The organism is Ulvibacter antarcticus, assembly GCF_003688405.1.
Classification (GTDB): domain Bacteria; phylum Bacteroidota; class Bacteroidia; order Flavobacteriales; family Flavobacteriaceae; genus Ulvibacter; species Ulvibacter antarcticus.
Genome location: NZ_REFC01000012.1, coordinates 347,781 through 360,950, shown reverse-complemented (window position 1 = coordinate 360,950; position 13,170 = coordinate 347,781). Strand labels below are relative to the sequence as shown.

12 protein-coding genes are annotated in these 13,170 nt (G+C 35.8%); 3 read left to right on the top strand and 9 right to left on the bottom strand.

Features of this window, described 5'->3' with window-relative positions:
* Positions 1 to 2: 2 nt before the first annotated feature.
* The gene (locus tag BXY75_RS06410) at positions 3 to 419 is read right to left on the bottom strand and encodes a glyoxalase (RefSeq protein ID WP_121907373.1); all 417 of its coding nucleotides are present in this window, start codon (positions 417 to 419) and stop codon (positions 3 to 5) included.
* A gap of 153 nt (positions 420 to 572) precedes the next feature.
* Here BXY75_RS06410 and BXY75_RS06405 point away from each other — a divergent pair, with 153 nt between their 5' ends.
* Positions 573 to 1,934 carry an NAD-dependent succinate-semialdehyde dehydrogenase gene (locus BXY75_RS06405; protein WP_121906887.1) on the top strand — a complete coding sequence of 454 codons (1,362 nt, stop codon included), beginning with the start codon at positions 573 to 575 and terminating at the stop codon, positions 1,932 to 1,934.
* A 57-nt stretch (positions 1,935 to 1,991) separates the two neighbouring features.
* Here BXY75_RS06405 and BXY75_RS06400 read toward each other — a convergent pair whose 3' ends face one another.
* The 4 genes from BXY75_RS06400 to BXY75_RS06385 form a co-directional block, all read right to left on the bottom strand.
* Positions 1,992 to 5,084: a WD40/YVTN/BNR-like repeat-containing protein gene (locus BXY75_RS06400; protein WP_121906886.1), complete on the bottom strand. Its 3,093-nt coding sequence runs from the start codon at positions 5,082 to 5,084 to the stop codon at positions 1,992 to 1,994.
* Positions 5,085 to 5,172: 88 nt separating this feature from the next.
* Positions 5,173 to 5,928, bottom strand: coding sequence for an outer membrane lipoprotein-sorting protein (locus BXY75_RS06395; RefSeq protein ID WP_121906885.1), 756 nt, complete (start codon positions 5,926 to 5,928; stop codon positions 5,173 to 5,175).
* A 159-nt stretch (positions 5,929 to 6,087) separates the two neighbouring features.
* Positions 6,088 to 7,350: a mechanosensitive ion channel family protein gene (locus BXY75_RS06390; RefSeq protein ID WP_121906884.1), complete on the bottom strand. Its 1,263-nt coding sequence runs from the start codon at positions 7,348 to 7,350 to the stop codon at positions 6,088 to 6,090.
* A complete protein-coding gene (locus tag BXY75_RS06385; protein WP_121906883.1) occupies positions 7,350 to 7,628 on the bottom strand; it encodes a DUF3817 domain-containing protein in 279 nt (92 codons plus the stop codon). Before BXY75_RS06385 ends, BXY75_RS06390 begins: the two co-directional genes overlap by 1 nt.
* A 125-nt stretch (positions 7,629 to 7,753) precedes the next feature.
* On the opposite strand from BXY75_RS06385, the gene BXY75_RS06380 reads away from it, so the two are divergent.
* Positions 7,754 to 8,680 (top strand): mechanosensitive ion channel family protein, encoded by a 927-nt coding sequence (locus BXY75_RS06380; protein WP_121906882.1) that lies wholly within the window; start codon positions 7,754 to 7,756, stop codon positions 8,678 to 8,680.
* Positions 8,681 to 8,787: 107 nt separating this feature from the next.
* Here BXY75_RS06380 and BXY75_RS06375 read toward each other — a convergent pair whose 3' ends face one another.
* Positions 8,788 to 9,405 (bottom strand): M15 family metallopeptidase, encoded by a 618-nt coding sequence (locus BXY75_RS06375; protein ID WP_121906881.1) that lies wholly within the window; start codon positions 9,403 to 9,405, stop codon positions 8,788 to 8,790.
* 142 nt (positions 9,406 to 9,547) lie between these two features.
* Between BXY75_RS06375 and BXY75_RS06370 the strand changes: the two genes are divergently transcribed.
* The gene (locus tag BXY75_RS06370) at positions 9,548 to 10,273 is read left to right on the top strand and encodes an SDR family oxidoreductase (RefSeq protein ID WP_121906880.1); all 726 of its coding nucleotides are present in this window, start codon (positions 9,548 to 9,550) and stop codon (positions 10,271 to 10,273) included.
* Between the two features lie 9 nt (positions 10,274 to 10,282).
* On the opposite strand, the gene BXY75_RS06365 is transcribed toward BXY75_RS06370, so the two are convergent.
* The 3 genes from BXY75_RS06365 to BXY75_RS06355 form a co-directional block, all read right to left on the bottom strand.
* Positions 10,283 to 10,687: a hypothetical protein gene (locus tag BXY75_RS06365; RefSeq protein ID WP_121906879.1), complete on the bottom strand. Its 405-nt coding sequence runs from the start codon at positions 10,685 to 10,687 to the stop codon at positions 10,283 to 10,285.
* A 159-nt stretch (positions 10,688 to 10,846) separates the two neighbouring features.
* Entirely contained in the window at positions 10,847 to 11,710 is an 864-nt protein-coding gene (locus tag BXY75_RS06360) for an OmpA/MotB family protein (protein ID WP_121906878.1), read from the bottom strand.
* Between the two features lie 180 nt (positions 11,711 to 11,890).
* On the bottom strand, positions 11,891 to 12,757 hold the full coding sequence (locus BXY75_RS06355) for a sigma-70 family RNA polymerase sigma factor (RefSeq protein ID WP_121906877.1): 867 nt from the start codon (positions 12,755 to 12,757) through the stop codon (positions 11,891 to 11,893).
* Positions 12,758 to 13,170: the final 413 nt, after the last annotated feature.

Genomic DNA, 13,170 nt, shown 5'->3' with positions numbered 1-13,170 from the left:
TATTAAGTCGCTATAGCTAGCGTATTAGTCTCGAATTGTAAGAGGTTATCCTTTAAGCGTTCCTTTACAATATTCATCATTCTTTTGTTTAAGGCTGAAGAATTTTGAGTGTAAAGCAAGTACTCTTTTACTGTAAATTGACCAATAATAATACCTTTTAATGAATTTCGAAACTTCATATCCTTATGAATCGCATTTTCGATATAGTCCAGTTTTTTATCAACTGTAAGATCGTTAAAAACATTTTTATGTTTACAAACATAGTTTTTAAAAACTGCCACCAAAAGATCGTTCTGCAATTTAACCACAGGACGTATCGTTCCATTTTGAAATGTTTCTTCTGAAGACATAAAAGATGTGATTTTAGCTGAAGGAATTTCTGGTCTTAACTCTAATAATACTTTTTCACGCGTTTCCATAACATTGTGTTTAATTAAAGGTACAGGTTTCATTTTGTGATTATTTCTGAAAGCAGACAAGTTATAAACAGTGATTTTAACAATTTTTGCAGTTAATTTTATCTTAATCGCGCCTTTGTTAACGGGGAGTTTCAGTAATTTTAAAATAAAAAAATTTCAAAAATCACTTCTGTTAACCCATATACTGATAAAGCTATAGAAACTTACCAAGGGCATTCTGAAAAGGAGGTAAACGATATTTTGGAACAAGCTAACAAGCGTTTTACATCCTGGAGAGAAACTTCTTTTAATAAGAGAAAACAGCTAATGTTAGCAGCGGCTTCAGAATTAAAAAAAAATAAGGAGACGTATGCAGAAACAATGTCACTTGAGATGGGTAAACCGATATTACAGGCGATTGCAGAAGTTGAAAAATGTGCATGGGTTTGTGAGTATTACGCAAATAATGCAGAGAAACAACTCGATGATAAGATTATAAAAACAGAAGCACACAAGAGCTATGTTCGATATGAACCATTAGGTGTAGTTTTAGCAATTATGCCATGGAATTATCCTTTTTGGCAAGTATTTAGATTCGCAGCTCCGGCTTTGATGGCGGGAAACATAGGAATATTAAAACACGCATCTAATGTCTTCGGAAGTGCCTTGAATATAGAAAAAGTCTTCAAACGTGCAGGATTTCCTAAAGGATGCTTTACTACATTACTAATTGGAAGTGATAAAGTAGAAAAGGTCATAAAAAATCACATTGTAAAAGCAGTTACACTTACCGGAAGTGGTCCGGCAGGTTCCTCGGTTGCCGGGACAGCTGGTAAATACATCAAAAAAACGGTGTTGGAATTAGGAGGAAATAATGCGTTAATAGCATTAAAAGATTGTGATATAGAATCGACAGTAAAGACCTGCGTTCAAGCGAGGTTTCAGAATACCGGTCAGAGTTGCATAGCCGGTAAACGATTATTGGTTGATGCTTCGATTGAAAACGAATTTCTTCGAAAATTACTGATTGCTGTAGGCGAACTAAAAAGTGGCGATCCTATGAAAAAAGACACCTTTATTGGACCGATGGCAAAAGAGGATTTAGCCAGAGAACTTGAAGACTTAGTGATTGAATCTGTCAAGCAAGGTGCAAAAATAAAAATAGGAGGGAAGAGAATCGGAGCGTATTTTGAACCAACTGTTTTAACCAATGTTACTCCAAACATGCCTGTTTTTAAAGAAGAAACTTTCGGACCTGTATTGTCGGTAACTACATTTAAAACTTTGGATGAAGCGATTGTGTTATCAAACGATTCTAAATTTGGTTTAGGTGTTTCAATCTTTACAAAAGATATTGATGAAATAGAAAAACACGTTTATAAATTTGACGAAGGTGCTGTGTTTATTAATGAATTAGTGAAGAGTGACCCTAGATTACCCTTCGGTGGTATTAAGGAAAGTGGCTATGGCCGTGAGCTAAGTGAACATGGAATAAAAGAATTTGTCAATAAAAAGTCGGTCTATATTAATCAATAAAAAATGCCTCGTAAAGAACTAACTTTATAAGGCATCATTATGAAAATTTATTGCCATTTAATCTCTTTTTAAGTATTCTGCTTTTGTCTCAATTTGCGGCAATGGAAGTTTATTTTTTTCAAGGAAAGTGTAGAATTTTTCACCTTCTTTTTCCTTGATTTCCTCATATCTTTTTTTTGCTTTGCTGAAATCTTCTGAAATTAAATCGAAATTAAGTTTGTGAGCTCCCGAAACCCTATCGTAAGTAGTCGCAACATTGCTATACAATTCGCCCATCTTCTCTCTTAATTCATTTTCTGCTGTCGCTACATAGTTATCACCAGAAGTAATTACCAGATCCTTCCGAAGTGATTCTAATGAATTGTATAATTTTTCTGCGAGTTTCTTCCCTTTTGGGTTATTCTCCATAATTTCAGTTGCGGCCTTCTGTGTTTCCGTTAATTCATAAACTATAAAGGCGAGGTCTTCCACCATATTGAAAAGCGTTTCGGTCAATTTTTCTTGCTCCTTTCTTTCAGCTATCGTAGTAATAGTTTTTTTATCATATTGAGTTTCCACTATATGTTCATACGATTCCTTTCCTTTTGTGAGAACGACTTTATATTTGCCGGCTGGGACTCTGGGTGCTACAAACCCACCAAACGAAATAGTTTTCGCTGCAGCCATTTTGGGTGTTACTTTACTAAAATTCCATTCAACTACGTTCAACCCTTTTGATTTTCCGGCATCAAGTGGTGTGATCTTGTTTCCTTCCATATCCTGAATTTCGAGTGTCATTTTTCCAAAAGTATGACGTTTCTTCAAGTAATAAACAATACGAGCTGATGTGCTTTTATTAGCGCCCACGAATTGTGTTTCACTTCCGAAGGAACCTGAAAAATCACTATCTTCAACCATATCAAAAGGCTGGTTGTCAAAAAAGTGCACATCTTTTGTCAATATTTCTTTATTTAACTGTCGCAATGGACTAATATCATCAATAATAATAACCCCTCGGCCATGAGTACCCATCACAATATCGCTGGTTTTTTTATGCATTTCGATGGAATGAACGGCAACAAGAGGCATGTTATTTGTAAATTGAGACCAACTTTTTCCACCATCGATAGTGACATACAGTCCAAATTCGGTTCCAAGGAAAAGTAAATCCTCGTTTACATAATCCTCCTGAATATTTCGTACAAAGGCTTTGGTATCAATATCGTCTGAAATAATTGATTTCCATGTTTTTCCAAAATCTACTGTTCTTAATGCATAAGGTCTCATATCACCGGTAGTATGCCCTTCAAATACCGCGTAAGCAGTACCTTTATTGTGCGAACTTGCCTCAATTTGATATACCCATGTATTTGTTGGAATACCTACCAGATTTCCCGTAACATTTGTCCATGAACTCCCTCCATTCGTTGTTACTTGCACGTTTCCATCATCTGTTCCTATCCAAATCACCTTCTCATCTAAGGGAGATTCAGCAATGGTAAAAATGGTAGTATGGTTTTCAGCACCACTATTGTCTACCGATAGACCACCAGATTTCGCCTGGTCCTGCTTGGTTTTATCATTTGTTGTTAGGTCGAGAGAAATGATTTCCCAGCTATCTCCCATATTGTTCGAGCGATGAAGAAACTGACTTCCCATATAAAATCGATCTGGAGCGTGTTGACTCACCGCCATTGGCGCATTCCAATTGAATCTCAATTCGGGGTCTCCTTTCTTCGGAAGTGGTTGTATTGTCTTAGTACGATTGTTATCGACATCGTAACGCCATACATTTTCAGCGCCTTGCATTTCTGAATAAATTATATTCTTGGTTGGATGTTTTAATACTCTGAAACCATCACCATATCCAACACTATTCCAGTCCCGAGCATTTACGCCACCCGGTGAAGATGATGGTCCATACCATGATCCATTATCCTGAAGGCCTCCGTAAACATTATATGGCTCGGCATCATCAACACTAATCTGATAAAATTGTGAAAGCGGAAGATTTTCTACGATTTCGAAGGTTGTTCCTCCATTCCAGGATCTATAGACACCTCCATCGGTACCGGAATAAATGATGTCACTGTTTTTTATATCGAAGCTTATATCATGAATATCGCTATGCATATTGCCTAAATCTTTAAAGGTTTTACCTCCATCGCGACTAATTGACCCACTCAAACCTCCTTTTACAACAACATCCGGGTTTTTAGGATCTATGGTAATTCGTGAAAAATAGAAAGGTCTAACAGTTAATCCAAAATCACTATTTTGATGTTCCCAAATCTGTCCGGCGTTGGTTGATTTCCAAAGGCCATTTTTTGTTTTGTCTTCCGTTTCTAAAACAGCATATAGAATATTACCATCACTTGGAGCTACAGCCACAGCGATTCGTCCTAATTTTCCTGCAGGAAAACCATTATGTATTTTATTCCATGTTTTACCGCTATCTGTAGATTTATATAATGCACTTGATTCCCCACCAGAATTGAACCCCCAAGCTGTCCTTCTAAATTCCCAAAGTGAAGCATACAATATTGCTGGATTTTTAGGGTCCATTATTACGTCTGCTGCACCAGTTGAAGTTCCTACATATAATATTTTATTCCAGGTTTCTCCACCATTTATAGTTTTATAAACTCCTCGATCACTACTATCACTCCACAATGCACCCAAAACGCCAACATAAATCTCATCGGTATTTTGAGGGTTAATTACAATGGATGCTATTCGTTCACTATTTTCAAATCCTGCAATTTCTTTCCAATTATTTCCACCATCGGTAGATTTAAATAGCCCTTTCCCAACAGAAACTGAATTCCGTGTCCAGGTTTCTCCTGTACCAACCCAGATCACATTATTGGGATCTTTAGGATCTAAGGTTACCACACCAATAGATTGCGGGTGCTCATCGAAAATTGAAACAAAAGTAGCCGCACCATCGGTAGATTTCCAAACACCACCACCAGCGGTTCCCGCATAAAGTATTCTGGCATTCGTTGGGTGACTTTCAAGGTCGTTTATTCTACCGCTCATAAGAGCAGGTCCAATATGTCGAGCTTTCATATCGCCAAAAAGTTCTTTCCCATTGAAGGAAGTTTCTTGTGCAAAACTGCTAAATGCCAAGGCAAAAGTGACACCGAGTAAGAGAAGGATATTTTTCATTTTAATGAGGTTTTTGGTTGGTAGTTCTACTTCAGAATATAAATAAAAAAATCCCTGTAAAAACAGAGATTTTTTTTTAAACTAGTAATTATTGCTTTTCCGGAAAGGCGAAAATACTATCTTCTATTTCGGGGTTTATTTTAATATCCTTAATTGTGATCTCAGTTTCTCCAGGCATTTCCTTTACACCATTTTTTATTGAAAATGCAAAGAATATTCCGTCTACCTCTTGATAGTCACTATATTTAGCAATTACGGTCATTCCTTTTCCCGGACCTGAGGTAATTTCAGTCTCCATAACTATAGGAACAAAATTTTCAGTATCGAAGTAATAATAGCTTACATCATCGGCCTCAACACCATCAACCATAATAGGTTCTTTAACCAATTTAATTTTGAAGGTCTCAGTACCTTCAATAGTTTCTTTTCCAATTAATTCTGCAGTATACCCTTTCTCCTTGTAGTTCAATAGTGGATCAGGGAAATCATTTAAGTTCTTTTTGAAATTTTCTGTTGACTCCGCATCGCTTTTCTCAGCAGCCATGGTCATCTGATTCGTATTCCACAAGGTTTCTCCATCGAAAACTTCCTGAAAGAAAGACTGTCCTTGAAAGTCACCTCTCGACATAGTTTTACCACTTTTGGTGTCTATTTTGATAATTGGAATCATCATTCCTTGCATATTAAGCTGTCCAGAATATTCTAGAGCTTCCAAGTTTTCCCAATTCGCTTTTCCGCCCGTATTTTCGAAGTAATTGGCGATAATTTCATCGGCCGATTGAGCAATTATTGAGGATGAGCCGATTAAGAGAAAGGCTATAAGTACTAAGTTATTTTTTTTCATGAGTTAAGATTAATTGTTTAACGTAAAAGTAAGTCTCAAAACGGACTATTATGTTACAATCTTCTTAAAATTTTCCAAGCTTGAATAATATGATTCTTATTACGGAAAGCTCTATAGACACTAAGTTTAAGACTAAAACAGCCTAATAGAGAAAATGACCTACTTTAATTTTTCTAAGTCCTTTCCAGTAGGTGATTCGAAAATTTCTAGTCCGAAATAGGGGAGAGCGGCAATGAGATGATCAAAAATATCTGCCTGAATATGCTCGTAATTTTCCCAATTTTTATCGTAGCTAAAGCAGAATATCTCTAAGGGTAAGCCTTTATCTGTTGGTGCTAAATGACGAACCATTAAAAAAAGATCTTTATTGATTGCCTGGTTTTCATGTAGAAATGCATCGGCGTATTTTCTAAAAACCCCTAGATTGGTTTGATTTCTTCCATTGATTAACAGATTTTTATCTGCTTCAGTTTGAGTATTCACACGATCAACTTCTTTCTCGCGATGTTCAATATATGGTGCAATTAGCTGAATTTTTTTTAGTTCTTCTAATTCTTCCGAAGATAAAAACTTTACAGAATTCTGCTTTATCCACAAAGACCTCTTAATACGTCTTCCTTTAGATTCCTGCATACCTCTCCAGTTTTGGAACGAATCTGCAATTAAACTATAGGTAGGAATCGTGGTGTAGGTATTGTCGAAATTCTGAACCCTCACAGTTGCAAGATTGATCTCGGTAACATAACCATCGGCGCCATAAGTACTAAAAGTAATCCAATCTCCAATGCGAACAATATCATTCACAGAAACCTGAATACTTGCTACAAAACCAAGAATCGTATCCTTAAATATAAGTAGTAAAATGGCAGAAGCAGCTCCAAGTGTTCCTAAACTAACGATAGAATAACCGGTTAAGATGCTAATAATTAAAAAGATAGCAATTCCCCAGCCAAAGATCATTAAAACCTGAACATAACTTTGTAAAGGCTTATCGTGGAATTCTTCTTTAGTTTGAAGGTAGTTCCTTATAGATCTTAAAATACTTCTTAAAATGAAAACGAAGAGAACTATTACTCCAATGTCAATTGTCCCTAAAAGAAACTTAGCAATGACAGGATACTCAATAAAAATAACAGGAATTAAATACCAGACAATAGCAAACGGCACAAAATGCGCAACGTATTTGGGAAAGTTGCTGAGTACGAGAAAATCATCTAAAGTTGTTTTTGTGCTGTGGCTAAAAGCCTTAAATGATTCAACAACAATCTTCTTACAAATGAAATCAATAATGATCACAGCAATAATTAGAACGATACAATTGATTACTACATTTAGGAAAATAGCAAGATCATTGTTCATGCCCGAATCAAGAAATAATTCCTGAAACCAACAACTGTAATATTTAAGGATTTCTGAACCCATTATAGATAGTTGCGTTCAACATAAAAAGGCCCGAAAGGAATAACAGAACATAATACGGCAATGATTAGTTTTTTAATATTCCAATTGAGTTTTTGAGAAACATAAACGGCGCCGGCTATATACAAAAGGAATAAAACCCCATGTGCCATGCCAACGACACTCACCATCTTTGGAAGTTCCCAGATATATTTTAATGGCATTGCAATCCCTAAAAGCACCAAAAAGGAGATAGCTTCTAATGTGCTAATGATCTTAAATGTCTTGATAGTCTTTTCCAATATGCTATATTTTGAAGCAAATATACGGTAAGAAGTGTAGTAGTATAATTTTTTAGAAAATTTTATGCGATTAGGATGTATTTAAATAAAGGTAGAATTATCTTTAAGGTAAAATCTGCACATTAATGAATTTACAAAATCAATCACCCACGGAAACCATAATATCATCCGTTGAAAATTATTATAATGAGTTTTTACAGGTGCTTCCCAGGATTGCTTTGGGGATACTTATAATTGTCATCGGATTTCTAATTTCACAACTCATTACGAATATATATAAAAAGAGAATCCTTAAAAAGGCTGAAGACCCTTTGATGTCAAGGTTTCTGGCCCAGGCTGTTAAAACAGTACTGATTCTGATTACCATAATGCTTGCCTTACAAGTTGCCGGTTTGAGTGGGGTCGCTACAGGGATATTGACCGCCGCCGGTGGAGCTGCAATTGTCCTGGGTTTTGCGTTTCAGGATATAGGTAAAAATTTTCTGGCAGGTATTATTCTTGCGTTTAACCGACCTTTTAACATTAATGATACCATTAAAATTGATGATATCTTCGGAAGGGTAAAAGCACTTAATTTTCGGTATTCACATATTAAGACCTTCGACGGAAGGGATATTTATATACCCAACAGTGATGTACTAACAAAACCGGTCGAAAATTACACTGCCGACGGATTCTACCGTGTGGATTTTGTGGTTGGTATAGGCTATGAGGACAATATCGAAGCCGCCAAAATACTGATTCAATCGGTACTGGATAATGAAGCTGAAATAATTAAGGATGACATACATCAAAATTTTGTAATTGAGGATGAATTGGCTGCGAGTACCGTAAATTTAAAAGTGTTTTTCTGGGTCGATACCGTAGATTATAGAAGAGCTTCGAGAGTGCTAAGAGGGATGGTAATGAGAAAAGTAAAAGAAGCTCTGGCAGCAAAAGACTTTAATTTGCCTGCAGATATTATGGAGTTGAAGATTTACAGAACAGAAGAAGATATTCCTTTAAAACTTAGAAAAGATCCTAGAGATAGAGAACTAGACTCAAAACAATAATAGTATGAAAAATTATAAACCTACTACTTATAATTCGGTTTCTCCCTGTTTTATTATACTCTTTGAAAAGTGTAGGGAGATAAAATAATATAAAGATTTTTCTGGTCTCAATCGTTACATGGTAGCGGTTCATTTAAAGTAGGGTAGGACCAGTTTTTTCTGAAGCTGTAGTGCCACCATTCGGTACGTACGGTTTTGAAACCTACTTTTCGCATTCCATCTATGAGTAGCTTTCTATTTGCCATAATTTCTTCTGAAAAATTGAAGTTATCTATATGAGAAGCCCTTCCGAAGAAATCGTAATCACTACCCATATCCACAAAACAACCATCTAAAGTTTCTATAGTCATGTCGATTGCTGCGCCTTTGTTATGAATAGAACCATTCCCATAAGGATTGGCAACATAGGTAGGTCTCGGGACTTTGGCCCACATCTTCTTTTGAACATCTAACGGACGATAGCAATCATACAACCGTATTCTATAGCCCAATTCACAGAAATATTGGTTGGCTTCCAATAATGCTTCAGCTACTTCGGGCTGCAGCAAACAAACGGCACAATCGTACAAAGTTTCTTTTATGAAGTTATTGGGCGTTGCATAACGTATTTCATAAGAAAATTCCGAAGAGAGAGTCGCAATATTTACCAGCGTATTCTGTGCGTGAGCTTCCGAAGAAAAAAAAGAAAAAAAGACTATAAAACTAAAAGTGAGTCGTAATCGCATGTGTAAATTTAGTATTATTTTAGGAAGAAAACCTCTGCCACTTTGTAACTTTGGATAAAGAAGTTGATAACCGCTAAATCAAGTGTTTATTGCTAAAAATTAGTGCTAAATGGTAATTACATAATAAAAAAACAAAAATATAATGAGTTCACTACGATCAAAAGTAGCCTTAATAACAGGTGGTACCAAAGGAATAGGATACGGAATTGCTGAAAGTCTTTTACAATGCGGAGTATATGTCGCAGTGACAGGAAGAACGGAAAAATCGGCAAAAGAGGCGGCAAAACGTTTAAACGAATTTAGTAATGATTCGGTTCATGCAATAGGTATTGCGGCAGATGTAAGAGATTATAAAAGTCAGGAAAATGCTGTGAAACAGGTCATAGCCGAATTTGGAAAATTGGATGTGGTAATTGCAAATGCAGGTTTAGGACATTTTGGTTCCATACAAGATCTTACAATAGAACAATGGCAAGAGACTATTGACACAAATTTAAGTGGGGCTTTTTACACATTAAAGGCGTCTGTAGATGAAATTATTAAAACCAAAGGCTATTATATTAGTATTTCAAGTCTGGCGGGCACTAATTTCTTTGCGGGAGGTAGTGCTTATAATGCTAGTAAATTCGGACTTACAGGATTTACGCAGGCCGTGATGCTAGATCTTCGGAAACACGGGGTTAAGGTGAGCACTATTATGCCGGGCTCGGTTTCAACACATTTTAATGGCAATAGTCCCAACGAAAGTGACTCATGGAAAATTCAGAGCGAGGATATAGGGGAATTGGTTGTAGATCTTTTAAAAATGAACCCCAGAACATTGCCTAGTAAGATAGAAGTGAGACCATCGATGCCACCTTCTAAATAGAATTATCAATCAGTAATCAAGAGAGTCTACCCAGTTTATAGCATCGTCTAAGCTGTTGAACTTGCGAAATTTAATATGATTAAAAACCATTTCCAGGATCACATTCATAATGCCTAATTTATTATACGCCACTATTGCGATTGCCTCAAGATGGTGGCGTTCCTTATAGAAATTAAGCCAATCTTGCGCTTTGAGTGTATATTCATTTACTCTGTTGGAAATATAGGTAACTTGAATGTCATCACCGTAATGCTCGTAAGCAAGACTAATTACCTCTTTTGCAACTTCCCAAGTAAAGTGAATCCCGGTTTTGTTTTCAGCAACAATGAATTTTTTGAAAAAGTAATAGTTGCCAGAGTCTAGAACGACTTTTCTTTCATAACTATCCTTGTATTTAGAGTCTTCAACGCGCATGGTAGTCCTTTCTAAAATAGAGATTAAAGGTACGCTATTTTTCAATTGGATAAAAAAAATGCGACTCTTTTAGGAGTCGCATTCTTCGTATAGTTGTTTTCTTAAAATGTATAAAAAAACAGCGTTGTTATCTACAATATTGTACTTAATTGCAAAGTCTTAGTTCGCAGAAAGAAGCGCAAGGAATTTATCAAGATTAGGTAAAATAACTATTCTTGTACGTCTGTTAACAGAACGACCTTCTTTGCTGTCATTTTCAGTTAGGGGATGGTAACTGCTTCTTCCAGCCGCTATTAATTTTTCCGGAGCAACACCATACTTGTCCTGCAACGTTCTAATAACAGCAGTTGATCTCTCAACGCTCAATTCCCAGTTGTCCTTAATATAAGCACCCGGCTTTACAGTTTGAGCATCAGTATGACCTTCTACCATAACTTCTAAAGCAGGCTCACTATTAATTACATTCGCCAAACGCTCTAATAAATTGTTAGCTTTTGGATTTACTTTATAGCTTCCGGAATTAAACAATAGCTTGTCAGAAATAGTAATCATTACTACTGTCTCGTTAATGTCGATTTTAATGTCGTCTTCCTGACCATCTGCGATTAGACTACTATCTAAGTTTTTCTTAAGGTTATAAGATACGATTAGATTCATAGAATCCTGAAGCGTTTGAGCCTTCGCTAATTCGTTTTGATCAACATTTGCTAAAGCTTGTTTCATTTGCTCTTTATCATTGTTAGATAGAACAACATTTCCATGCTTTTGTAAACGTTCGTTGCTAAGATTGGTTAAATCTTGATTTACGGTTGAAAGGGATTGAATTTTTGCATTGTAGTTGGCAACGCGTTCTTCAATTTTGGCAAGCTTTCCTTCAATTTCTTCTTTCTCCAATTGAGTTTTAGAAAGAGTAGAACGAGTGTCGTTATACTGTCCTTCTAGTTCAACATATTTCTTTTTTGAAACACAAGAAACAGTAATGAATGATCCTGCTAATAGCGTTAATACGATTAATTTTTTCATTGTAATTAAATTTAGGTTTGTCATGCAAATATATTTGCTTCCTAAAGAGTAATTACAACACGTCTCTTATAGTTTTGTTAAATAAGATGTTAGAGTGTTAGATTACGTTAAAAATGTAAGAAACCCCCTATTTTTTAATAAAAACAGAGGGTTTACATTTTATATTATTTCGAAAAAAGTCTAGCCTAAATAGTTTTTTAGGATATGGCTCTTCGATTGTTGTCTAAGACGTCTAATTGCTTTTTCACGAATCTGACGCACACGCTCACGGCTTAAATCGAAAGTGTCTCCAATTTCCTGAAGTGACATGGCCGGTTGACCACTCAATCCAAAACTTAGTTTTACTACATCTGCCTCTCTTGGAGATAGAGTATCTAAGGCACGTCCAATTTCTATTCGAAGCGAATCCTGCATCAATTCTCGATCCGGATTTGGTGACTCACCCGAACTTAAAATGTCATATAAATTATTATCGTTTTCACCTTCTTGAAAAGGAGCATCCATCGATAAACTTCTGCTTGAATTTTTAAGCGCTTGTTTTACATTGCTAATAGACATATCAACTTCACGTGCAATCTCTGAAGCAGAAGGTACTCTTTCGTGTACCTGCTCCAAATGAATAGCAGCTTTTCTAATCTTGTTGATATCTCCAATTTTGTTTAGTGGTAAACGAACCACTCTGGACTGTTCTGATATGGCTTGCAAAATCGACTGACGAATCCACCATACGGCATAGGATATAAACTTAAATCCTCTTTTTTCATCAAATCGACTGGCTGCTTTTACCAATCCAACATTTCCCTCATTAATAAGATCCGACAGGGTTAGTCCTTGATTCTGGTACTGTTTGGCAACAGAAATCACAAATCGTAAATTCGAACGGGTTAGTTTGTCTAACGCCTCCTGGTCTCCTTCACGAATTCTCTGGGCTAACTCAACTTCTTCTTCTGCAGTTATCAATTCAATCTTACTAACATCTTGTAAGTAGCTGTTTAAAGATTTTGTTTCTCTGTTGGTAACCTGCTTCGTGATCTTGAGTTGTCTCATATATTTTCCTGATTTTTTTAGGTACTAATTTTTAATAACCCTCCATAGTAGTTCTTTGAAACTACAATTCCTAATTCTTAACACTATTTGTGAATTATTTTTTGTAAAAAGCCGTAATTTTCTGTTTTATAAGGATAAACCATGTTTAAAAAAGTAAAATTCCTACATATTTTAGTGCTTAACTTTCTTTTTATACTAAAGGGAACGGCGCAAATACCAAAAGAAGTACCACATCCCAACAATAATTCTCCAGTTGATTTTAGCAAAACAGAAGATATCATCATCTATATCGTTCTTCCGGTCATTTTTATTGTGTTGTATTTTATTAGTAGAAAGTATCGTCATAAAAAAAAGGAAAACTCTAATTAGCTTAGCTTTTTATTTTTTGATCTGATTCTATAATAGAGGAATAA